Source organism: Butyricimonas hominis (assembly GCF_014287455.1).
Classification (GTDB): Bacteria; Bacteroidota; Bacteroidia; order Bacteroidales; family Marinifilaceae; genus Butyricimonas; species Butyricimonas muris.
Map to the genome: position 1 here is coordinate 142,907 of NZ_JACOOH010000007.1, position 25,763 is coordinate 168,669.

At 45.5% G+C, this 25,763-nt stretch carries 16 protein-coding genes; 7 read left to right on the forward strand and 9 right to left on the reverse strand.

Features of this window, described 5'->3' with window-relative positions:
- The first annotated feature begins 1 nt into the window (after nucleotide 1).
- Entirely contained in the window at nucleotides 2-1,501 is a 1,500-nt protein-coding gene (locus tag H8S64_RS15835) for a GH3 auxin-responsive promoter family protein (RefSeq protein ID WP_186977345.1), read from the forward strand.
- 152 nt (nucleotides 1,502-1,653) lie between these two features.
- Complete coding sequence (locus H8S64_RS15840) at nucleotides 1,654-2,673, forward strand: META domain-containing protein (RefSeq protein ID WP_255469568.1); 1,020 nt, start codon at nucleotides 1,654-1,656, stop codon at nucleotides 2,671-2,673.
- Nucleotides 2,674-2,756: 83 nt separating this feature from the next.
- On the opposite strand, the gene H8S64_RS15845 is transcribed toward H8S64_RS15840, so the two are convergent.
- The gene (locus tag H8S64_RS15845; protein WP_186977347.1) at nucleotides 2,757-4,937 is read right to left on the reverse strand and encodes a glutamine synthetase III family protein; all 2,181 of its coding nucleotides are present in this window, start codon (nucleotides 4,935-4,937) and stop codon (nucleotides 2,757-2,759) included.
- 615 nt (nucleotides 4,938-5,552) lie between these two features.
- On the opposite strand from H8S64_RS15845, the gene H8S64_RS15850 reads away from it, so the two are divergent.
- The 4 genes from H8S64_RS15850 (at nucleotide 5,553) to H8S64_RS15865 (ending at nucleotide 10,248) form a co-directional block, all read left to right on the forward strand.
- Nucleotides 5,553-7,847: a PAS domain-containing sensor histidine kinase gene (locus H8S64_RS15850; RefSeq protein WP_186977349.1), complete on the forward strand. Its 2,295-nt coding sequence runs from the start codon at nucleotides 5,553-5,555 to the stop codon at nucleotides 7,845-7,847.
- Between the two features lie 39 nt (nucleotides 7,848-7,886).
- Nucleotides 7,887-8,753: a pyridoxamine kinase gene (locus tag H8S64_RS15855; protein WP_186977351.1), complete on the forward strand. Its 867-nt coding sequence runs from the start codon at nucleotides 7,887-7,889 to the stop codon at nucleotides 8,751-8,753.
- Between the two features lie 101 nt (nucleotides 8,754-8,854).
- Nucleotides 8,855-9,679 (forward strand): HAD family hydrolase, encoded by an 825-nt coding sequence (locus H8S64_RS15860; protein ID WP_186977353.1) that lies wholly within the window; start codon nucleotides 8,855-8,857, stop codon nucleotides 9,677-9,679.
- A gap of 5 nt (nucleotides 9,680-9,684) precedes the next feature.
- On the forward strand, nucleotides 9,685-10,248 hold the full coding sequence (locus tag H8S64_RS15865) for an AAA family ATPase (RefSeq protein ID WP_222621198.1): 564 nt from the start codon (nucleotides 9,685-9,687) through the stop codon (nucleotides 10,246-10,248).
- A 203-nt stretch (nucleotides 10,249-10,451) separates the two neighbouring features.
- Here the strand turns inward: H8S64_RS15865 and pyrF are convergent, their stop codons facing one another.
- On the reverse strand, nucleotides 10,452-11,279 hold the full coding sequence (pyrF, locus tag H8S64_RS15870; RefSeq protein WP_099289928.1) for an orotidine-5'-phosphate decarboxylase: 828 nt from the start codon (nucleotides 11,277-11,279) through the stop codon (nucleotides 10,452-10,454).
- Between the two features lie 36 nt (nucleotides 11,280-11,315).
- Nucleotides 11,316-12,401 carry a peptide chain release factor 1 gene (gene prfA / locus H8S64_RS15875; RefSeq protein WP_186977357.1) on the reverse strand — a complete coding sequence of 362 codons (1,086 nt, stop codon included), beginning with the start codon at nucleotides 12,399-12,401 and terminating at the stop codon, nucleotides 11,316-11,318.
- Nucleotides 12,402-12,581: 180 nt separating this feature from the next.
- Here prfA and H8S64_RS15880 point away from each other — a divergent pair, with 180 nt between their 5' ends.
- Nucleotides 12,582-13,160: a sigma-70 family RNA polymerase sigma factor gene (locus H8S64_RS15880; RefSeq protein ID WP_186977359.1), complete on the forward strand. Its 579-nt coding sequence runs from the start codon at nucleotides 12,582-12,584 to the stop codon at nucleotides 13,158-13,160.
- A gap of 159 nt (nucleotides 13,161-13,319) precedes the next feature.
- On the opposite strand, the gene H8S64_RS15885 is transcribed toward H8S64_RS15880, so the two are convergent.
- From H8S64_RS15885 to H8S64_RS15910, 6 genes are all read right to left on the reverse strand, one after another.
- Nucleotides 13,320-14,882, reverse strand: a complete 1,563-nt coding sequence (locus H8S64_RS15885; RefSeq protein ID WP_186977361.1) for a PKD-like family lipoprotein — start codon at nucleotides 14,880-14,882, stop codon at nucleotides 13,320-13,322.
- 24 nt (nucleotides 14,883-14,906) lie between these two features.
- Nucleotides 14,907-15,575, reverse strand: coding sequence for a DUF4843 domain-containing protein (locus H8S64_RS15890; protein WP_186977363.1), 669 nt, complete (start codon nucleotides 15,573-15,575; stop codon nucleotides 14,907-14,909).
- 19 nt (nucleotides 15,576-15,594) lie between these two features.
- A complete protein-coding gene (locus tag H8S64_RS15895) occupies nucleotides 15,595-17,046 on the reverse strand; it encodes a RagB/SusD family nutrient uptake outer membrane protein (protein ID WP_186977365.1) in 1,452 nt (483 codons plus the stop codon).
- A 12-nt stretch (nucleotides 17,047-17,058) separates the two neighbouring features.
- Nucleotides 17,059-20,457, reverse strand: a complete 3,399-nt coding sequence (locus H8S64_RS15900; protein ID WP_186977367.1) for a SusC/RagA family TonB-linked outer membrane protein — start codon at nucleotides 20,455-20,457, stop codon at nucleotides 17,059-17,061.
- A 62-nt stretch (nucleotides 20,458-20,519) separates the two neighbouring features.
- Nucleotides 20,520-23,126, reverse strand: a complete 2,607-nt coding sequence (locus H8S64_RS15905) for a zinc-dependent metalloprotease (RefSeq protein WP_186977369.1) — start codon at nucleotides 23,124-23,126, stop codon at nucleotides 20,520-20,522.
- 43 nt (nucleotides 23,127-23,169) lie between these two features.
- A complete protein-coding gene (locus H8S64_RS15910; RefSeq protein WP_186977371.1) occupies nucleotides 23,170-25,734 on the reverse strand; it encodes a zinc-dependent metalloprotease in 2,565 nt (854 codons plus the stop codon).
- Nucleotides 25,735-25,763 lie beyond the last annotated feature (29 nt).

A 25,763-nucleotide genomic window follows, 5' to 3' on the forward strand; every position in this document is an offset into this window, starting at 1 on the left:
TATGCCAATCATCAACTCCATCATATCCATGTTCTCGTCCAAGCGACTGACGCAAATAGAGTACTTCAAAACGAATCCCGTGCAGGTGCAACGTGACACGCTGGATGAATTACTCCGCACTGCCGCGACCACCGAATACGGGCAGAAGTACGATTTTGCCTCCATCCTCACTGCCGAACAATACCGGGAACGGTTACCCATCATCCATTACGAGGAACTGGCTCCCTATTCCGAGCGTCTGATGAACGGGGAACAAAACCTCTTGTGGCCGGAACCCATCACGTGGTTTGCCAAATCGTCCGGGACGACCGCCGCCAAAAGCAAATTCATACCCGTGAGTAAAACTTCACTGGAAGAATGTCACTTCCGGGGCGGCAAAGACGTGATAGCCATCTTCAACAACCTCTATCCCGACGCTCAAGCATTCAACGGGAAGACTCTCGCTCTCGGCGGCAGCAGTGAGATTTCCAAAACAAACAACAACTGCCGCTACGGAGATCTCTCCGCCATCCTGATCTCGAACACGCCTTTCTGGGCAAACATGATGAAGACACCCGACCAATCCATCATGCTCATGGGCGACTGGGAAGAGAAAATAGAAAAGATATGCGAAACCACCATCAAGGAAGACGTGCGCAGTCTGGCGGGCGTACCCTCGTGGTTTCTCACGCTCATCAACCGTATTCTCGAACGCACGGGCAAAGACAACCTCCACGAGGTATGGCCTAACCTTGAACTATTCATACACGGCGGTATCAATTTCACCCCCTACCGGGAACAGTACAAACGCCTGTTGCCCGACCCGAAGATGAAATATCTCGAAACATACAACGCCTCAGAGGGCTTTTTCGGACTACAAGACGATCCCTCCGACCCGTCGATGCTACTCATGCTCGACTACGGCGTGTATTACGAGTTCGTACCCATGAGCGAACTGGGCAAATCCCGCCCGAAAGCGCTCCTGCTGGAAGAAGTAGAAACCGGAGTCAACTACGCCATCGTCATTTCCACCAACGGCGGACTGTGGCGCTACATGATCGGCGACACCGTTCAGTTCACCTCCACTCGTCCCTACAAGTTCAAGATCACCGGACGCACAAAGCTGTTTATCAACGCTTTCGGGGAAGAATTAATCATCGACAACGCTATCGCGGCTTTAAACCGAGCTTGCGAACAAACCGGAGCCACCGTACTCCATTTCACCGCGGCCCCGGTCTTCATGAACGAGAACAAAAAAGGTGCCCACGAGTGGATCATCGAATTCGGAACCCCTCCCTCCGACCCGGAAACTTTCGCCGACATGCTTGACAAAGAACTTCAACACGCGAACTCCGACTACGAGGCCAAGCGCCTCCTGTCACTCCAACGCCTTATTCTTCACGTCGCCCGTCCGAACCTTTTCATCGACTGGCTAAAAGAAAAAGGCAAACTCGGCGGACAAAATAAAATACCCCAATTATGGAACGACCGCACGCATATCGAAGAATTGCTTAAAATGTGATAACCATCTACCCGGGGTGTGAAAGAGCAAAACAAAGAATCGCTTAACCGGATACCAATGTTTCAATAGCATTGGTATCCGGTAAATCTTTTCCCGTTATCCCTAAACTTTTATATTTTCTCTACGTATATTCGCGTAAAAATAACACACACATGAGAAGAACAACAATTTTAATGATGATCGCCACGGTTCTCGCCTTCGCGGGATGCAAAAGCAACACGGGCAACAAGGCGGCGTTGACCGCCAACGAGTGGCAACTGAAAGAAATGACAAGCAACAACGAGAAAGTAGCCCTTTCTCAAAGAGTTCCAACCATCATCCTCACGGACACCAATACCATGTACGGTTTCGCCGGGTGTAACCGTTTCTTCGGGAGGTATTCTACCGAGGGCAACACCATCAAACTGGAACCGGGAGGTATGACCATGATGGCCTGCCCCGACTTGAAGTTCGAGGATCAATTCGTGAAGGCTCTCGCCGCCATGACCTCTTATTCCGTGGAAAACGGAGAACTGAAGTTCACCGACAAGGATAAAAAAATGACTCTGGTATTCACGAAAGCCGATCCCAAAGTAGGCGTGGCCAACGACAATCACGGGTGCAACGCTGCTGCCGGCTTCACTTGGTCTGAAGTGAAAAAAGACTGCATCCGTTTGTTTGAATCGGGCGTTCGCATGAATCCGGTGAATGATCCGGAAGCTGCGACTTCCGCTTTTATCGTGTTCTCGGCTGACTCCGCACAAGTGGAAGTATTCCTCCCGAACGTGGAGAATCACCCCGTCCTTGACAGACGCGGCCTCCCGAATGGCGGATACGCGTGGAACGTGGAAGATGACGACACTTACAACGTACGCCAAGTAAACGGACAATGGATTATCGAGCAACGGGCGCAAACCCTTTACACGGAAACCCCGAATAGCGTCATCAACGCCGTATTTCAAGGAGGTGACGGCAAAACCAAAATGCTCTACCAAGTAAATGTAACCTTTTACCCGAACGAAGAACTTGCCGTGGTTACCCTCGACGATCAAACTTACGAGTTACCGCAACAAGTAATGGCTTCCGGTTACCGTTACGAGAAAGATAACGTAAGCCTCATCGGCAAAGGAACCGAGGCAAAACTCACTCTTCCCGACGGGAAAGTACTGAATTTACAGGAAAAGAAGAAATAAGTTTATAAAGTTTGTAAGGTTCATAAAGTTTGTAAAGTTACTTTATGAACCTTATAAACTTTACAAACCTTATAAACTCATTCTCAACGAGAGAACAGCAATTCCCGGTATTTCGGCAACGGCCAAATCTCATCATCTACAAGCAACTCCAACTTATCCACGTGATAACGGATTTTTTCCAAGTAGGGACGCACGTTTATCGTGTACTCCTCGGCACGCTTCACCTCGTCGGAGATCGTGTTAGCTTGTTTACGCGCCTCGGTCATGTCCGACACCATCTTCTGGATCTCCCGGATATGATGGGAAATCGTGCGAATCTCGTCAATCTGCACATCAGCCACCTGCTCGTAATCCGGCAAAATGGCCTTCAAAGAGGTCACGTTCGTCAACAACGTATTCTGGTACGAAATAGCCGTCGGGATCACGTGATTTAAAACCAAATCACCCAATACCCGCGATTCGATCTGCAACTTCTTCAAGTATATCTCGTTCTTGATCTCGAACCGCGCCTTCAACTCCCGTTCACTCAGGATACCGCTGTCCACCAGCAATCGTTTTGCCTTCCCCGAGCAATAAGCCTTCAACGCGGGCACGCAATCGACCTCCGTCGACAGGCCGCGACGCTCCGCTTCCTCTTTCCATTCCTTGCTGTACCCGTTCCCCTCGAAACGCACGAGTTTCGACTCGATAATATATTTACGCAGCACTTGAAATATCGCTTCATCCTTCTTCACCCCCTTGTCTATCAAGGCATCCGTCTCTTGTTTGAAATGAATCAACTGTTCAGCCACCGCCGCGTTCAGCGCGATCATCGGTCCCCCGCAATTGGCAGAAGACCCCACCGCCCGAAATTCAAACCGATTCCCGGTAAAGGCAAAAGGAGAAGTACGATTACGATCCGTGTTATCCAGCATGATTTCCGGGATCTTGCCCACGTTCAACTTCAATTCCGTCTTCTCGTCCGGGCTCATTTTCCGGTCGCTCACTTTCTCCACCAACTCGTCCAACACCCCGGAAAGATAATTACCGAGGAAAACAGACATAATCACGGGAGGAGCCTCGTCCCCACCCAAGCGGGCTTCATTACCCAACGAAACGATAGAGGCTTTCAACAAATCGCCATGCTCGTATACCGCCCTGATCGTCGACACCAAGAAAACCAAAAACTGCATATTCGATTTCGGGTTCTTGCCCGGGGATAACAAATTCACCCCCGTGTCGGTCATCAACGACCAATTATTATGCTTCCCGGAACCGTTCACCCCCTTGTACGGCTTCTCGTGCAAAAGCACGCGGAAATTATGACGCCGTGCCACCCGCTTCATCGTGGACATCAGCAACTGGTTGTGATCCACCGCCAGATTCGCCTCCTCGAAGATCGGGGCACACTCGAACTGATTCGGTGCCACCTCGTTATGACGTGTTTTAATCGGGATGCCAAGACAATGACACTCGTGTTCCAGCTCGTCCATAAAAGCGGTCACCCGTGCCGGGATAGAGCCGAAATACTGGTCTTCCAACTGCTGATCCTTCGCCGAGGAATGTCCCATCAACGTCCGCCCGCACAACTTCAAATCGGGACGGGCATTGTACAAAGCCTCGTCTACCAAAAAGTATTCCTGTTCCCAGCCCAACGTGGCCAATACCCGCTTCACGTCCTTGTCGAAATACTGGCAAATATCCACCGCCGCCCGGTCAATCAACGCCAACGCCTTCAACAAGGGAGTCTTGAAATCAAGCGCCTCCCCCGTGTACGCCACGAACACGGTCGGGATACACAACGTGCGATTGTTAATAAAAGCCGGAGAAGCCGGGTCCCACGCCGTGTAACCGCGCGCCTCGAACGTGTTGCGAATCCCCCCGTTCGGGAAACTGGATGCATCGGGTTCCTGCTGCACCAGTAATCGCCCGTCAAAGCACTCGATCACATCACCGTCCGGCAACAAATCAATAAAAGAATCGTGTTTCTCCGCCGTCGCGCCATTCAAGGGATGAAACCAATGCGTGTAATGAGTAACCCCTCTTTCTACCGCCCATGCCTTCATCGCCGAAGCCACTTGATCCGCCAATCCCCGATCAATGACACTTCCCTCCACCATCGCCCTCTCCAACTTCTTGTAAGCCTCGATCGAAAGATAATGCCTCATCTTGTCCATCGAAAACACGCTTTCGCCAAAAACAGCAGAACACCGGGGTAATTCCCCGCGTTCCACGGGTTTACGACGGGTGATTTCCTGTAAAGCTAAGAATCTGAATTTTGCCATAAATTTGTATTTTTAGAATGAACCCTATTTTTATCGGGGCAAATATACAAAATATCCATCATTTAGCACACACACCCCCTATTTTTTATACCAAAACTCGAATAAAATACATTTTCAAGAAAGAACACCCCCTAAATGCTCCTCTCTCTCGTGAATTTCATATAACATTCTTCGCTTCACCCAAGATGACAAAACAAAAAAGCAGGAACACGTCAAGGGGAGCACAACATTGATTAACTAAATATACCCTGTTTATAACCTGTTTATAACCTGCTATAGCAGGTTATGAGCAGGTTTTAAGCAGGTTATGAGCAGGTTATGAGCCCGCTCAGCCCTTTACTGGCGCGGGTTACGAGAGGGGAAACGCGTAAAAAACATGTAATAAACTTTTTACCAGCAATTTACACCCGCACTCGGCACCACATAAAAATAGAATTAAATTTAGTAACCAAAAACAAAAATAACACAAATAAAAGACAACGCCGGAGAGGTTTCCAATGTCCAAAATTTAAAATTCAACATCAAATACCGATAATTTACCCGATACATGAATAAAAACATTAACTTTGTTCCGTTATAACAGCTATATAGTGAGGTCCTACTAAAATCAACAATATGTTACACGGTACTACTTCCCTTGAAAATCAAGGTTCCGAAGATATACTGAAAGCCATTATAGCAGCTTTCCCGGACATGATGCTCATCTTCGATGAAACGCATCATATCATGGATATTATCAACCCCATCCGGGAGCAATTACCCCTTCCCGCGGAAGAAATGATCGGCAAACAGTTACATGAACTGATAACTTCACCCTCGGAACGGGATTATTTCTGCCAACAAATAACGAAGACGCTCGTGTCAAACACCTCCCTGCGTTTTGATGTTTGCCTGCCCACGCAAGGTCAACCCTATTATTTCGAAACCTGCACGGCAGTTCTTCCCGGCAATAAAGTAATCGCATTCTTGCGTGACATCACGGAATACACGCTCCATCGCATAGAATCCGAGAAACTTCAATTTTTCCTCGGTCAAGTGTTGGAAAATACAGCTATCCCCACTTCAATCAAAGACATGAACACGGGGCGCTATATATTCTGGAGTAAAAAATCAGAAATGTTCGGAGCCACGGCGCGACAAATCCTCGGGCAGACCGAAGACATTTTCATGAATAAAGAACAAGCAAAAACATTACAGGAATTTGACAGGAAACTATTCGCGGAAAAAGGCTCATACCAAGGAATCGAGAAATTCATCATGGCTGACGGCAAGGAACACACGCTCATGATCACCAAGAATATCTTCACTCATGAAGACAACAATTGGCTGGTTTGCAGTTCCTTTGACATTACCGAATTGCAGGCACAACGGGAAGAGATAGAGTCCATCACTCAAAAATTGTCCCTCGCCCTGCATATCTCCAAGCATCTTCTCTGGATGTATGACATTGAAGCGAAGAAATTTATCATGGATTCCCTGCAACTAAAGGGCATATACAGCGAAACATTAAAATGGGACACGGAAATTCCCCTCGAAGCCTTTTTCGAGGCGGTTCACCCGGAAGACATCGAGCGAGTAAAAACAGGATTTCAAAGCATCATCCGGCAGGAAGTACAACAAATCATCATCATCTTCCGGGCCGATTACCGGAAAAAAGGAATATACCAATGGATCGAAATTCAAGCTCAACTGGAAAAACCTGCATCGAACAAACAATCTCCCCGTCTCATCGGGACTTCCTGTTCGATCAACGACCACAAAAAACTGGAGGAATCACTACGTGACGCCAAAGAAAAACTGGAAATCACGAACTCCACCCTTTCCTCTGTCCTCAGTCTGGCACACGTGCTACCGTGGGACTGCGACGTACCCTCTCAAACTTTCTCGTGCGACTATTCTATATACCACCACGAGGACACCAAAGAAGCTATTGACGGCAAATACTATTGTAAAGTCGAAAAATATATCAATTCCATACACCCGGACTTCCGGGATCATATGCGTTCCGTCTTCGAAGAACTGCTCTCCGGGGAACGGGAAGAATTTCACGAGGAATACCTCGTGCATTGGTACAACGACCGGGAATACGAATGGATAAACAAACAAGGGGCCGTGTACGAGTATGACGTGAACGGCCGACCGAAAACCATCATCGGTTCAAGCGTCGTGATTACTGAACAAAAACGCATGGAACAAAACCTCCGGGACGCCAAGGAACAAGCCGAAGAGAGCAATCGTCTAAAGTCGGCATTCCTCGCCAACATGAGTCACGAAATACGTACCCCGCTCAACTCCATTGTCGGGTTCTCCGAGATTCTGGCGTACACCACGGATGAAAAGGAAAAACAAGAATATCTCAACATCATAAACAACAATAACAACCTGTTGTTACAACTGATCAACGACATCCTCGACCTTTCGAAAATCGAGGCCGGAACTCTTGAATTCGTGTACACTGAGGTGGACATAAATATATTGCTCGATGAAATAGAACAAAGTACCCGGTTGAAAATGGACACGGATACTCCCGTCAAATTCCTCGTTGAAGAACGTCTTCCGGAATGTATCATCCGGACGGAAAGAAACCGGGTAGCACAAGTGCTCCACAATTTCATCACGAACGCGCTCAAGTTCACGACAAACGGCAGCATTCGTGCCGGGTACAAACTAATCGATCCGCAAACTCTCTGCTTTTACGTGAAGGACACCGGTTGCGGTATCGCACCCGAAAAACTGAAGAAAGTGTTTGACCGTTTCACCAAATTAAACACGTTCTCGCAAGGCACGGGACTCGGACTGGCAATCAGTGAAACCATTATCACTAAATTAGGCGGCAAAATCGGGGTGGACTCCACCGTCGGACAAGGTTCCACGTTCTGGTTTACCCTCCCCTATATGCCCGTTCATTGATTTTTTATTATCTTTGAAGACTCAAGATAATGAAATGACATGAAGAAAATTGCCGCAATACACGACCTGTCCGGCTATGGAAGGGCATCCTTGACCGTGGCCATCCCCATTCTCACGCACATGGGTTATCAGGTATGCCCGTTGCCGACGGCCATACTGTCCGCCCATAGCGAGTACAAGGACTTTCGTTCCCTCGATCTGACCGATTACATGGAAACATTCATCGAACACTGGAAAGAACTGAACCTTCATTTCGACGCGATTTACACGGGCTACCTCGCTTCCGTGAAACAAATGGGAATCGTCAGCGACTTCTTCGACTATTTCAAAGACAATAATAATTTTATACTGGTCGATCCCGTGTTGGGAGATCACGGGACATTATATTCCAGCATGACACCCGATATGATCGAGGGCATGCGACAACTCTGCTCGAAGGCCAAAGTAATCACCCCCAACCTCACGGAAGCCGCGTTCCTGCTGGGACGCGATCCCCGCGAAGAAATATCCGTGGAAGAGGCTGTCAAATGGTGTAACCAACTCAGCGAACTCGGCCCCGAACACGTGATCATCACTTCCGCCCCCGGAAGCAACACGTGCAACGTCGCCACTCTCGCGTACAACAAACTGGACGGACGCACGTGGCGCGTGCTGTGCGACTACGTCCCGGCTTCCTATCCCGGAACGGGCGACGCTTTCGCCAGTGTCATCACGGGCTGCATGCTCAACGGTGACAGCCTCCCGGAAGCCCTCGACCGAGCCGTCCATTTCATCAACATGGGTATCAAATCCACCTTCGGGTACAACCACAACCCGCTGGACGGCATGAACCAAGAGAAAGTGCTACACTACCTCAACGAACCTCTGCCTTACTACAAGTATGAACTTGTAACAATTGAAAATTGAAAGTTGAAAATTGAAAATGACAGAAGCGAAACTTCTCTTGAAGGGAAAGAGCGCCGGCAAGCGGGGAGAAATCTAAAATCATAAATCATTAAATCTAAAATATGATAAGGGCTATCATTATCGATCTGGACGGAACCACGCTCCCGCGCGGTTGGAATTCGCTCAGCGAAGAAAACAAAAAAGCATTGGAAGAAGCCGGACGCGCGGGAATCACCCGCGTTCTGGCAACGGGACGTTCCGTATTTTCGTTTCGTAACGCTTTGCCGGAAGGACTTCCCATTGATTACATGGTATTCTCCTCGGGCGCAGGCATCATGCATTGGAACGACCAACGCCTTCTCTGTACCCGGGAACTATCCCCGGAAGAAACACTGGATATCGCCACCATGTTGTGGGAATACGACATCAATTTCACCATACAACAACCGATTCCCGACAATCACCACTTCCTGTACCGCAACACCTCTCCCTTGCACGAGGACTTCCGCCGACGCGTAGAAAACTACCCCGGACTAGGTACTTCCATTCAAAGCACACGGGACATACGCGGCGGAGCCACGCAATTTCTCGTGATACTCGACTCCAAACAATTGCAACTCCACGGGGAGATTCAAGAGAAACTATCCGGATACTCGGTAATCCGCTCCACCTCCCCGATCGACAATCAAGCGATATGGACGGAAATATTCGCCCGGGACGTGAACAAAGGTTCCTCCTGCCAAATTCTGCTCGACCAACTTGATATTCGCTATGACGAGTGTGCCGGGCTGGGGAACGACTACAACGATATCGACTTTCTCGAACGTTGCGGGCACCCGTTCATCGTCGCCAACGCCCCCGAACCGCTACGGGGCAAGTTCAACAATGTCACCAGCGACACGAACAACGGGCTGGCAGAATTTATCCATACCGCACTAACTTTATAAACGTGATGTATAAACCGAATTTCATCATCATCACCGGTGGTCCCGGTGTAGGCAAGACTACCCTACTAGAACAACTGCAACAACGGGGTTTTCCTTGTATTCCCGAAGTCGCCCGGGAGATCATCCGGGAACAATCGGCACAAAACGGGAATGCTCTTCCTTGGGGCAATATACCCGCGTATACCCGGCTGATGCTCTCCCGTTCCGTTGACTCCTATCGAGAGAACGCATCCCGCAACGAAATCCTCTTCTTCGACCGGGGTATCCCCGATACCCTCGCCTACGCTCATCTCACCAATCAACCACTCTTTCCCGAACTCCCGCGAGCCTGCGCCGACTATCGCTACAATACCCGCGTATTTATTCTCCCGCCTTGGGCCGAAATATACCATACCGACCCCGAGCGCAAACAAACCTATCAAGAAGCCATCGACACCTACCACACGATGGCTGCCACCTACCAATCCATCGGCTACGACCTCACCCTTGTCCCCAAAGCGACACCTGCGGAACGGGCTGATTTTGTACTACGACAAATCAGCCAATCACTCGATTACAAACACGTTTAGGAAGAATTTCTCCCCTTTTCGAGAAAAACACGGGGAATACCTTGGCTTCCGGACAGGTTCAAAGACGACTCCTATCGGCTTTAACTCGACTTTATTTAATAATCGCAAGCCGAACTCTTGAAAATTTCATCTCGAATAGGGTACAAAAAAAGGAGGGATGTCAAAACACCCTCTCCTATTGTTCTTTATATGATAACATCAGATCAAATAATCCCTCTCGCTGCCAACAATTCAGCCATTTGTTGTTGCAACTTCACGGCTTCCTCGCGGGCACGGGTAGCAAAGTTCTCGGTTTTATCCGCGAAGATAATTCCGCGGGAAGAATTTACGATCAGACCACAGTGGGCGTTCATCCCGTATTTTGCCACTTCTTCAAGACTACCGCCTTGAGCACCGACACCCGGCACCAGCAAGAAGTGATTCGGCACGATGTCGCGGATGCCCGACAGCATCTCCGCTTTCGTGGCACCAACCACGTACATCATATTCCGATCGTTACCCCATTCTTGGGATTTATGCAATACTCTTTCATACAACTTCTCACCGTTTTCCTCGAAGAATTGGAAATCAAAAGCACCTTTGTTTGAGGTCAACGCTAACAATATCACCCATTTCCCCTCGTATTTCAAGAAAGGCGTAACGGAATCCTCCCCCATGTAAGGAGCCACCGTGATAGAATCGAACTCCAGTGTTTCGAGAAAAGCACGAGCGTACATCTCGGAAGTGTTCCCGATATCTCCCCGCTTGGCATCAGCGATCGTAAATATCTCCGGGTAGGTGGATTTAATGTATTTCACGGTCTTTTCTAATGTGATCCATCCCTCAACACCCCGACTCTCGTAAAAAGCGATATTCGGCTTGTAAGCAATTGCCACATCCGCCGTGGCATCCACGATTGCCTTGTTGAACTCGAACACCGGATCTTCGGCATCCATCAAATGTTGCGGTATCTTCTTGATATCGGAATCCAAACCGACACACAAAAAAGATTTCTTCTTCTTTACCTGCTCAAACAGTTCGTTATAGGTCATAAAACTTTCAGCTTTTAATTTTTATCTTTTCACTTCCTAGAATCCGCTCTCTTTCAGTTTCTCCGTGTTCTCCTCTATCTGCAATTTCTCGATAATCTCGCCGATCTCACCGTCCATCACTGCCGCCAGATTGTACAAGGTCAAATTGATCCGGTGATCGGTCACCCGTCCTTGCGGGTAATTATACGTGCGGATCTTTGCCGAACGGTCACCCGTGGATACCATCGTCTTCCGTTTCGTGGCAATCTCGTCCATATACTTCTGGTGCTCGATAGCGTAAATACGCGAACGTAACTCGGTCATAGCCTTCGCCAAGTTTTTCAACTGCGACTTCTCGTCCTGACAAGTCACCACGATACCCGTGGGGATATGTGTCAAACGGATAGCCGAATAGGTCGTGTTCACGGACTGTCCGCCGGGACCGGAAGAACAATAGGTATCTTTCCGTATATCAGCCGGGTTCAGCACCACGTCCACCTCTTCCGCTTCCGGCAATACTGCCACGGTAGCCGCCGAGGTATGCACGCGTCCCTGTGTTTCCGTTGCCGGAACCCGTTGCACGCGGTGAACACCCGATTCGTATTTCATGATCCCGTACACCCCGTCGCCCGATATATTCGCCACGATCTCCTTGTAACCGCCGGAAGTACCCTCACTGTAATTCGTGATCTCGATCTTCCAACGCTTTGACTCGCAATACTTCGTGTACATACGAAACAAATCACCGGCAAAGAGGCTCGCCTCGTCACCACCCGTTCCGGCACGGATTTCCAGAATAACATTTTTCGAATCCTCCGGGTCGGCAGGCACCAACAACATTTTAATCTTGGTTTCCAGTTCCGGAATCTTCGCTTCCAGTTCTTCGATCTCCATCTCCGCCATCTCCCGCAACTCCTTGTCGTTCTCCGTGTTCAATATCTCTTGTGCCTCGTCATAAGATTTCACCGCACTCTTCAACTCGTCACCCGCCTCCACGATCTGCTCCAGCTCCCGATACTCCTTATTCAGTTTCACGAAACGATTCATATCCTGAATTACCTCGGGGTCTGTAATCAACTGCCCGATCTCGCGGAATCGGATATAAAATACCTCTAATTTTTCTAATAGGGAATTATCACTCATATATGTCTAATTAGATTTGTCGCGAATTTAATAAATTATCAGGAGAAAAAAAGCCCCCTCCCGGGAATAGAACAAGTGTAACATCAACTCTTTAATACTTTTAAGATAGAACACGTGTAAAATTGAGTTGAATATTTTATATTTGCATTATATTATACTCTGGATTTGAAGATATTGTACATGGATGAAAAGGAACTATTAAAAATGCTTTCGTCAAACCGAAATGAAGCATACGAACACTTGTATAATGAATATTATACGCCTCTCGTGTTGTTTGCCGATCATTATGTTTCCAATCAAGATGTTGCCCGCGATCTGGTTCAAGAAGTCTTTATCGCCTTACTGGACGTAAAAACAAAATTCGAGAATCTGTTGCATCTTAAATCATACCTGTACAACTCCCTTCGCAACAAATGCCTCAATCACCTGCGTCACGAGAAGATCAAACAAGAATTTTTGCAGGAAGAACTATATCTTAGTGATGAATTTTTCGAGCAGAAAACAATCGAGGAAGATGTCTATTCGTTACTCCTCTCCGCGCTGGACAATCTCTCGCCACAAAGCAAAGAAGTCATGTTGTTATCACTCGAAGGGCTGAGTAATGCCGATATTGCCGAACGCCTGCAACTCTCGGTCGAAACCGTGAAGTCCTACAAGAAAAGCAGCAAAAAGAAACTTACCGAACATCTTCTTTCCCGTAAGGATTACCCGGCATTCATGCTTTTCATGATGTTGCTCGAATTGTATCATAGTATTTAAATATAATCCAAATAAAATATATTTAAAAAATAGGAAAGGGTTATCCCAGTAAATATCAAATCATCACTGAAATAACCCATTCTAAAATAACTATAAACTCCTATTTCTGTTAATTATTAAAGTCGCTATTGTTATCAAACATTGTTCATTCACTAAAATCTAACTCTGCCAAGCATTACCAGTCTTCATTTTATAACGAATATCCACTATTCTACCAACATTTGTATCGGATTCATAAATCACACGTTTACTTTCTTCCGGCATTCCTTTGTCCATTTTTGTGTCCAATACATAAAATTTTCCGTTAGCAAGCCCTACACCGACACGATAACTTCGAGCTGATTCTGCATCCAAAGCCGTAATATCGGCATCGAAATGTTTGTAGAGTATCACAAAAGATTGCATATTTCCAGCACCAATATTAGCTCGTTCGATAATATATAAATCGGCTCCATGAGCAATTAACATGTAAGTATTTTCTATATAGGGAGGTATACAAAACAATGTATTTTCATCCAAAATATCGCCAATATTAAAAGGTACTTGCTTTATCGGTGTTGCAATAACAGAACTAGTTCCTGTCATCTTCTCTATAGTAAATTCTTGATAATAATAAGCTCCTTCTGCATTTCTCAATATGGAATGATACATATTTTTACCACTACTATTTGTTTCGACACGACTGTATCCCGTGTAGACCACTTCCATATCGCCCAAATTATCCAAATGTGAAAATTCATTCGGGTATCCACCGCTAATCGACAACGGCAACACTTTACCCGCATTACTTTTATCCTTATCAATCAAAGCCAGATAACGTTGTTGACCTTTCTTCCCTTCCACCATCAACGTATAGCCGGGTCCCATAAAGGGGGCAATCACAAAATCCGTTACATAGAGATCTTCACCATTGTATTGTAATGGACTGTCTAGAAAAGCCCCCGTAAAAAAAGATTTATCAGAAAGCTTCAAGCGAGTGTACACTTTATGGTCATTTTTATTAATCACCGCAGAAATCCACCTCATTTCAGCCATTTCAAGCGGCGTGAAATTGGCAGGTAATTGTTCATCCAAAAAACTCTCTTTCAACGTTATATCCCGTTTAAATGAAAGTCCGCTCAAATCAACAGATTCAGCCCCATCCAATAGTACCCAAATATTAGAAGAAGATGAACGATAATAAAAATGTTCCAATAATCCTACCGGTTTGCCACCCAATTTCAGATGATTCTCTTGTTGATAAACATCCGGGTACTCCACGTAAGAATATCCACTCGGAGCTGTAGCATCGATATTCTCTCTTATATAAGTCAAATACGACTCGCCATCTTTTTCCGACAAAATCATCCATCCCGTGGTATTATGCTTTTCTGTTAATACAAAATTAGTTCGAGCCAAATAAGTAATATCGGTTTTCGTATCCAACACCCGTAAATAACAATCCTCTTTCAAAATCGTATCCACGTAATAAGACAGATTACGCTCATTGGAAAGCACTTTATTGCCCAAGCGCCATTCAAACTCCAGTCCGGTTTCATTACTATCTTGCGCAAAAGTCAGTACCGGTTTAATATTTATCGTTTCACCGGCAACCGCCAAATACTGGGTATTTCCCAAATCTATCGTAATTCCATTTGTTTCGGAATAATCATAATTCCCCTTGTCATCATAACATGCAGCGCACGCGAACAACAATGCAAATAACCATATTATATTTCTCATATTCATACTCTTTAGACCGTCAAATTAATTCACCGGAATGATAATCTCTTCTCCATTATCCGTAATACCCTCATCCTTAATATACTTTTTCAACTGAATAGCATATTTTCGCAATGCCGGCTCCTCTACATCCGAAAAGTCATTTTTCCCGGTACACGCGACCAAAGCATCCAACTTCACTCTAGACCAGGGACCGAAATAAATTTCAAAAGTACTATCCCACCAGAGAGGTGCTGCATCTTTATCATTAAAATGAATCGTGATATATCGTTGCCCAACAAATCCCGGCTCAAAATTCTCATTGGCAACGACCGCCACGACAAGCGTAGCATCTTTTTCTTTCAACATCGCATTCTTTTTCACCGTAACCTTTATCGTATCCTTATCTTGACCGGCTCCAAAATAAGGTTCCGAATCAAACTCGTACAAGTCTGAGGTTGCAGTGGTTAACGAATCAATCACAGCTAACTTAAACGCACGTGGAGAAGCGAGCAGATTCCCCATCAAATTCACTTCAAAATACAAATCATGTGTATCCGCCCCGGGATAATTGGCAAATGACAAAAGAGTGTCTTGCTCCTCGGACATGGTAAAATACACGTAATGCTCCAAATCATAACGACCAATCTGGTCCTTTTCACATGACGCCAATAATATCGTCAAAAATATACTGATTATAAACCACCTATTCATATTTTTACATATTTAATCATTAAATACCTGATTCATTCCGCGGCAACGGTAACACGAAATTGGTGTTCTTATTGGGTTTCACGTTATATTTCTTATAAAAATGAAAAAGTTGCCCTTCTCCCCAAAACTCTTTCTTCGCGTCATTCAATATCAAGTCATGAAATTCATCCAAACTAGAAGCACTGATTCGCCCCGGGGTACACCCTCTCGCATTTCTCACGACCTCCAATTCAGCGACAGCCTTACCAAAATCTCCCAGACTCGCGTAATATTCTCCCCGTATATAATACATTTCGCTTAAACGTATCACGGGCAGCATCCGTTTATTTATCTCGTTCATACCTGTTGCATCATAATACTTACGAGTAAATACATACTCCCACGCTTCCACCACACGAACCAATCCACCGTCCTCGGCTAATCTTTTATCCCCGGCATCTTCCGATTTCCATTCTTCCCAATCCCAATAATCCACAGCCAAGTTGCATGCATTATCATCCGATTCATCATAGTTTTCAAAGTTTTCCGTCAACTTACGTTGCGAAAGCGCAAAAATCAGTTCATCATACATTTTCGTCTTATTACTGAATGTCTCTTTGGAAGTAAACGAAAAAATCTTATCCCCTCTATCATCCACGAAATCGATCACTTCGGTTGCCATTTTCGCAGCTTCCTCTAATCGATTTGCATAAAAATATAAACGAGCCAAAGCAGCCGTCACAGCCGTGTAGTTCATCCGAAAACCCCGGTAATTAAAGAACATATCTGACGGACCTTGCTGTCCTTCATAACGACACGTAGTTGGTAACAAATAAAGCATCTCTTTCAACGTATCGGTCGTAGCTAATATATCGCGAGCATCCAGCAAATCCCGCTCGATTTTCTCAATCATGCCCGGCACGGATAAATAAGACGCCATCAAAGAAGGAAATTCATCGAAATAAGGCATATACACTTTATCTCCGGCCTCACTCAGCGAGGGAGCAAAATAGCGCAATAACTCGAAGTGCATAAACCCACGACAAGCAAGGGCTTCTCCATGAATCATATCCCGTTCGAGACGTTTTTCCTCGAACTTCACCGTATCCTCCTTACTGATATTCTGAACCAAATTATTGCAATTAGCAATCACGTTATACCCGACAGACCAAATATTCTGAATCAAAGATTCCAAATTCTTATCATCGTACAAATATCGTACAGCCCGATTATAAACATGAGAACTACTCCCTAAATTATAACTAGGGTAATACTGGGCAAGAACATCAGCAAATCCCCAAGTCAATTCCTGTCCCCACAAAGATGTGGAAGACATATCTTTATATATACCGTTCAAAGCTGTTCTATATCCACTCCCGGAATTGAAAAGAGTTTCCTCGTCCACTTCATTGCTCGGCTGTACTTCCAGCCAATTGCTACAAGCTCCAAGCAACAAAGGTAAAATGATATATAGTATTTTAATCTTTCTCATATCTCTAATTTTTTAAAAAGTCGCTTTCAATGAAAAATTCACAGTTCTCGCGTACGGATAACTCAATCCCCGCTCTTGTTTTACAGTACAGAAACGAGCCAAATCATTAGCTCCCAACTCGAAACGCACCATACCCAATCCCGCTTTCTTCAACCATTGTTGCGGAAGATCGTAGCTAATAGTCAAAGAATTTAACGACAATAAATTGTAATCTTCAACAAAACGAGTGCTTGGACGGGTACGCACTATCGACTCTTTTCCATTTTCCAGTTTTTTGAATTTAGCTTTATCACCCGGTTGTTTCCATCTTTGGGTAAGTACCCGTTTATCAACATTATCATTATACACATCGGCATTCTCTACCTTGTCTACCAAAGTCTGATTATAACGTTGTCCCCCGTACTCGTACATGAAGGTTGCATACAATGACAATTGTTTATACCTGAAATTGAAACCGAAAGAACCTTGAATATCTGGTTCTGTATCCCCGTAACTGATCTGGTCGGCTGAATCCCATACCGTGGTCAACGTTCCATCCCGCTTTTCCAATATCTCGTTTCCGGTAGCCGGATCAATTCCATGTGATTTCACAACAGAAATTGCCGTGGTTGAAGCCCCTTCCTCATATTTTTTATACGGTTTAGCAGACTCACTATCATATATCTTCAATTCCTTGTACATTTCATCCACACGGTCATTGTAATCTCTCAATGAACTGGATATCTTCAATAATTTGTTTTCATTGTGCGCCAAATTCGCGAAAATAGAAAAGCTCATATCTCGGTCATTAATTATATTACTGCGCACACTCACTTCAAAACCGCGATTCTGCATCTCTCCCACGTTATCTTTATACGTGGTAAAACCGGTTGAACTCGGGATGGTTACATCATTTACCAAATCCACCGTTTTCTTGTTATACCAAGAAGCTGTCACGTAAAACAACCTATTCAAAAAACCGAAATCCACCCCTAAATCCGTGGAATACGTTGTTTCCCAACCGAGTTTCTTATTTCCCATTGCAATCATAGAGGCTCCCATTCCCGTTTCGTACCATTCCTCGCCATCCACATTATACACGGTTTTAGCAGCAAACGGCTCGAAATTCACCTTACCGGTCGCCCCGTAAGTTCCGCGCAATTTCAACTCGTCGATAAAACCGGCATTCTTTATAAAATCGTAATTATGCAAGGCAATACCTCCACCCAACGACCAGAACACTCCGGTTTTATTATCTGTTCCGAATTTAGAAGAACCGTCCACACGCACAGAAGCGTCGAACAAATAGATATTATTATAACTGTAATTCACCATTCCCAAGAACCCGAACAAACGGCTCTTCTCGTCCCCGTTTGAAGGTTTTTCGTAAACATCTTGAGCATAACCGGCAGAACTAAAATCGCCGGAAGGGAAACCGCGATATACAGTAGATACATTCTCCCCGGTAGTAGATGTCGCATTAATACCCAACGAGAAGTTCACGTTGTGTTTCTCTATCGAACGATTGTAAGCCAGTATAACGTTCATATCCCATCCCAAACTCTCGGAAGTGGATACCGTCAATTGTCCCGATACCGAATTATCGAGATCCAATTCATCCGCATTTCTTTTAGAATTCGGATCGATAAAATTCCGTCCTTTACTTGTTGACTTGGTTACGGTAAACTGACCTTTTAATTGCAAATAATCATTAATATACCAATTAGCACTCAAATTATTAATCAATTCATGGCTTTCCGTACGATTAAAACTATTCAAACTCGCCTCGTATAAAGGATTTACATTATCGAAAGAGAGATGCCATGCCTCCAATTCCCGCTTGTAAGTCCCATCTCCATTTTTGTATTCACTATAAGGCAACTGTTTCGTGTAATCTGAAAATTTTCCATAAGGAGAATCTGCCGAACGAGTTACTCCATAAGACACATAATTCTTTACTTGGAAAGACTTAAGACGATAATCCAAATACAATCCCATGCTAATACGGTCACGATAAGAATCTTTCATGACACCATCCTCATTATTGTACCCTAAATCCACGCCGAAACGAATATCATCAGTACCTCCATCTACATACAAACTATGCTTATGATTAAAAGCCGTACGCAACGGTTTAGACAACCAATAAGTATTCACTCCACGTACCACATTATCCAATTTCCAATTGTACTCCCGGTCTAAAGTATATTGATTTAACGGTTTATCGTCATGATAAATTCCGGCAGCAACTTCCGTTTCCAATTTCTCTTTAGCATTCATCAAGTTATAATCAGTAAGATCCGGCATAGTTACCGTTCCGGTCATACTGTATGAAACGGAAAGCTTTCCGGGTGTCGGGGCAACGGTGGTAATCACAACCACACCATTGGCAGCACGGGAACCATACATCGCTGTTGCAGCTGCATCCTTTAACAAAGTGATATTCTCGATTCGGTTCATATCCAAGTCATACAATTTGGTTACCGAAACTTCGAATCCGTCCATGATGAAAAGCGGCAAGTTCGGGTTATTCTTCAAATTAGACTTTGACAAAGCGTCTGCATCCAATTCCTTCACCCCAATACCGGAACGACCGCGAATATACAACTCCGGCACGGCATTCGGGTCGGAACCCCACTCCGTGTTTTCCTGTATACGAAACGACGGATCGAATGCCTGTAAGGCTGCTAAAACATTATTTTTAGATACTTTCAGCAACTCATCCCGTTCCACTTTTATCGCATTTCCCGTGAAACTTTTCTTGTTAATGTTAGCATATCCCGTGATCACCACCTCTTCCATCTCCATTTTTTCTTCCGCCAAACGGATAGATAAAGGTTTATCATCATTCTTGGTATCATTGCTGACCACCACTTCTTTCGTGACCATACCGACAAAGGAAACGACAAAAACAGTACTGTCCATCGGGACAAAAGTGATTTTAAATGTTCCGTTCGCATCAGTCGCTACCCCCATCTTCGTTCCCTTGAGCATAACTGTCGCACCGGGTAGCGGTTCGCCCCGCTCATCCATCACGACTCCCCGGACGGTGCGTTCTTTTACTTTCACGTCCTTTTTGTCATTCGCTTCTTTCAACTTAATCACGATGATGTTGTTCACGATGTTGTAAGTATAGTTCGTGTTTTTCAAACAATACTGCAGAATCTCCTCCACGAAAGCGTCTTTAAATACTTTCGTCACGGAAGGAATCTTGGCGATTTCTTCAAAATTGTACAGCACATCATAAGATGTTTTACTTTTCAACTCCTCCAGCACCTGTTCCATGGTTGCATTCTGGAAGGTCAACGATAACTTCTGCGCTGCGGCAGGAGTTACCTTGAGTACGCACATGAAGCAGAGTAACAAGACTCCCTTCAGAATACCCGCGTGTAAAAAATTTTCTCTCATTTTTTTCCCAAATCTGAAATTCATATCCTACGGATTTTGTTAGTAATAATTCTGACTCAAGTAGTCCGGTCACCCGGACTACATATTTAGATCTTAGGCATGTCCTTCCACGAGCGAGTCATCAGGAATAACAAATAATCATAATGAGCTCGTGTCTGGGCATCACCCGTATAGCGTTGCTTTTTAAGCAACTCTTTTATCTTATCGTACACGGAGTACCACAAATGCTTCTGGTTATCCGCCGCAATGTTTTCCACCACCCAACGATGTCCGAAAACTTGATGTTCCGGTTCTTGCGCGGATTCTTCTTCTAATTCTTCATCCAAACCGGCGTTTACATCTGCCTCTGTTGCATAATATTGCCCGAACCATCTTACCCGACCGTTAATATCGACATCATTACGCACGTTTGAAATGAACTCCGCTTGCATCACCCGCTCCTCATCCGTCAACGCCCTTCCCCGTTTCGTGGGTTCGAATACAAGTTCATATAAATCCTCGATATACTCTTTCGGACTATATGAGTTAGGATCACGATGATAAGTCAAAGATATGCGTTTGGTCTGATATAAATCGGTAATCACGTTTTTTTCCTTCACGACATAAGATTTCAAAATTTTCATCGCTTGAGAACCGTTAAAACTTAGATTTTTGATTACCTCTTCCTGATCCAACCACCTTAAATCTTTCAACTGCTCGATCACGAATTTCAAAGAAGCCCGTTGCACCTCTTTCGGCACGACTGTAAGCGTCGGATTCGGATCTCCCACGAACGCTTCATTCAAGTAGAAAGAACCGATATTCCGATACACGTTGAACAAATATCCCTTTACCTGTGCCACTATAAAGCGATACATGTCATTCCGGTAATTATAATCCCGGTCTTCCTCATCCATCCATTCGTTCATGTGCTCCATGATATATTTCAAGTTCTTGAGCCCGTAAGCACTGGCTTTAATGGCATCGTCACCCAAATCGTACGATAATCCGCTGGGGTCGAAGGTCGTCAACAGATATTGTTCGGGAGCGAAACGATACATCGGATCACCGGCTTTCTCGGCAATCCACCCGGCAACCACCTTATTCTCCTCTTCCGGCGTATTCACGCCAAATACAGGTTGGTATGCCACTTTTATAACATAATAGTCATACGTTCCCAGTTGAGGTACTAAAGCTACCCCTTTATCCTCCGGTTGAGCCACGTAATTAAAGCCGATATTATCCATCACGGAAGCCGTAATCCCGTACTTTTGGGTATAGGAAGCCGAACGCAAAGAATCCGTCGGGATAGCAGCCGAACCTGCCATATTATTAATTAATCCCAACGTGTGTCCAATCTCGTGACGCACGGCTGCCCGAATAGATTCACCCTGCAACTCATCCGACAATTTCAAGTGGCGGGCACCCTCGTCAACTTGCGAGGTCTGCACGAAACGTTGAATGTTATTCCATTTCAACAAGTCATGAAACAAGAATAGAGAAGCGTTACGAATCTCGCCATTGCGAGGATCTACCCAAGCGGCGTCTTTCATCATCGTCACCACACCCGTCGGCACGTAGCGAATCGTGTTATATTTCATATTATCCGGATCGAACTCGGGCTCATTTGTCGGGTAATCTTTTACTTGAATGGCATTTTTGAAACCGATAGCCTCGAAAGCCTTATTCCAATCCAAAACACCTTGCGCCACATGCGCACGCCACGCTTTAGGGAAATTAGGATCCAGATAGAACACAATCGGTTTCACCGGTTCTGTCAATTTCCCTTGTCGATAGGCTTCCACATCCGCGGGTTGAATATCCCAACGCTCCATGTAATGTCTTTCAACGGAACGATCGACCTTGGTTGTCATATTCTCACAAGCAGAAGTTGAGATACCTACCCTCGGGTCTGCCAAACGGGGACGCATTGTCGGATGCTCCGGCAATAGCATGAAGGTACGATTCACTTTAGCCGTTAAGGGTTCGCTCTTCGAAATCACGTATTGTCCGCCCATAACCAAATCAAACCAATATCCCAGACAGGAAACAACAGACACGTTATCCTCGAAAGCCTTTGTGCTCACCACGTATGACAAATCCTTTTTAAATTCAGGGGCTATCCCGGCACGACCGTACTCCTGCGTACGTTTCCCGCTACTGAAAGGAGTCATATCCTCATCATGCCCCACAAGGAAATCCGTCATATCAAACACGATAGCCGTACTATCGGCATTATACGCCAACACGGGGAATGAATTGATAAGCGGATGAATACTATTCATACGGATAGCCTCCTGCACCCCCTCTTCACTCGAATCCGAATATAAAGGAAGTTGACCATTACGACTGATTTCACACATCATCAGGGTACTGTCCTGCAACGAGAAAGCAAAATGTTTCGGGCGGGTTCCCATCAATCCCACGGTACCGCTCCCCACATCGGAAGTCTCCACGATCTTCGAGCCCAACAGGAACTCTCTGCCCAACAAAGAAACCGGCAACTCGAAATAGATTTTACCGTTCACCAAATGTAACGTCATAAAACCTTTCTTGGTATCGACTTTTTTACCTTTAAAAAGTTTGTCATACTTGCTCAATTTCTCCACCTTCTCCGTGTCCTTTTTCTTTTTATCCTTTCTACCGGCAGCGTGAATATCCGTGAAAGCCACCAGTACAAGGAGAACCGTGAATAAAACAAAACTTCTTTTCATCTGTTTATATTTTTATTTTCTTATTTATCAATTAATATCTCGCTCATTTCCAGTTACGCACATCCTCAATCTTTTCCAAAAGGAAGCCGTAATGACTCCGGGTTTCCCGTGAACCGCCGTTCAGTCGGGACTCCATTAATTTCTGTACCCGAATCAACAGCCCATGCCATAAATGCGCCTGATTATCATTAGACAGGTTCGTCACGTAATATTGGAAACCGAATCCTTGTACCGGCAACACGGGGTTTATCTCTTTCGCCAGTGTTTCCACTTGAGTCTGCCTTCTCTTCTTGCCATCTCCTAACCGATGATTCGGAATCTGTATCCGTTTCAATATAGCACACACGACCTCATACTGTAAAGTACGTTCGGCCTTCGTGAGATTCCTGCCCTTTATTGTCGATGCCCACACATGCGCGTATATATCATCAAGGTATTCTTTGGGAGAATAACTCTTCGGGTCCCGGTAGTAACCCAAGGATACCCGTTTCGTGTTCACCAGTTCCTTGGCAAACTTTTTCACCAGAATTTCTGACTTCGGCGTTCCTACTGTCAGGTTTTTAGTCACTTCCGGGGCATCAATCCAATCCAACGTGCGCAATTGCTCCATCACGAATATCGCGGCACGTTTCTGCTTCTCCTTGGGCAACACGCTGAAAGCGGTACGCCCGTCCCCGACAAAACTCTCGTTCAAGTAATATCCCCCGACATTCAACAAAGCATTTTTCAAGTATCCGGCAAACTGATTGGCAATTCCCCGGTACATATCTATCCGGTAGGTATAATCCCGGTCTTCCGCATCCAACCAACCATTCATGTTTTTCAAGATATACTGCAAATTCTTGATACCGTAAGTCCCGGCTTTCACGGCATCGTCGCTTAAATCTTCGGTCAACGCGCTCGGGTCATATTCGTCGTACACCTGCTGCTTGCCGTAACGATACATCGGATCTCCGGATTTAGCCGCAATCCAAGATTGTACCACACGAAGTTCTTCCTCCGCGTTCTTCGCCTCCGGTACCGGACGATATCCCACTTCAATAGCGTAATAATCATACACACCCAAATCCGGCGGAGTCAAACCGACTCCTTTATCTCCCGGTTGCGCGATATAATTATAACGGGCATAATCCATGATAGAAGGCGTAGTCCCGTATTTCCGGGTAAATGCCGCACTCCTCAACGAATCAGCGGGAAAGGCTGCCGAAGCTGCCATATTATGCATCAATCCAAGACAATGCCCGACCTCGTGAGCAATAATATAACGCAAGCTCTCGTGCATCACTTCATCTGACAATTTAGGGGTACGTACACGCTCGTCCAGTTGTGCCGTCTGCACGAAACGCATCTCGTTCACCAATTTCACGATATCATGATATACAAATACCGAAGCGTTCATAATCTCACCCGTGCGAGGGTCTACCCAAGAGGGACCCATGGCATTTTCAACCCCAATCGGTGCATAACGCACGCAAGAGTATTTCAGGTTATCCGGGTCAAATTCCGCATCATCTCTCGGGAAATCCTTCGATTGAACGGCATTCTTAAAACCGATACGCTCGAATGCCTTGTTCCATGTCCGTATGCCTTCATGGATAGCGTTCTTCCATGAAGCGGGGAAAGTATTATCCACGTAAAACACGATCGGTTTCACCGGTTCTACAAGTTCTCCCCGCTTGAATTTCTCCATGTCCGAAGGTTCCAGATTCCAACGATGCATAAAATAAGTTCGAGTACTCCGGTCTACATCTATCCCCATATGTACACGAGATGAAACGAAATACCCAACTCTGGGATCCGCCAACCGCCAACGCATCATATCCTCCTTTTCCGGTAACAAAATCATGGAACGATTCACCTTCATAGTTACCTGTTCAGCATGCCGATACCCCGTGTTCTTACGGGTAAGTACCTCGTGATAAGTCAACACCGAACAAATCGAGATATTATCTTCGAATGCTTTAAAAGAGTCCAAGTATGACAACGACTTATTCAATGTCGCTTTTCTCGTCAACAAACCGAATGCCGCAGTCTTTCCATACGGGTCGAAAGGATCCATTCGCTTGTTATCACCCAAAAACATTTCAGTCACATCGAAAACCACCGTGGTAGTGTCCCGATTATAAGCGGCAATTTTAAAGGCTTGCATCAACGGGATAATCGTACTTTTAGCCACAGCCTGTTGCATTCCGACCTCGTCAGCATACACGTTGGGACGAGTGCCATTCGTCACCTCCTGCATATACAGCGTGCTGTCAATAATATTGAATTTCACATGCAACGGCTCCGATGCTTTCTGCCCGACCAACACGTTCCCGTTATTACTGATCTCGCTCACCGTCGTTCCGAGCAGGAACTCCCGGTTCAAAAGATTCATGGGCAACTCGAAGTATAACTTCGCCCCGATCTTATGAATCGTCAGCAATCCCTTTTTAGTTTCCACCTTCTTCCCCCGGAAAAGGCGATCGTACTTCACGGAACGCTTCTGGGGAGCAGGTGCATCCGCCTTCACCTCTTGTTTCTTTTTCCCTTTCGCGGCAACCTCTCCGGTCACAAGAAACAAGAGTCCCATGATGCAGATGAATAACCTGTATATTCTTATTCTCATCTTCAAACACTTAAAGTATTAATCACCCT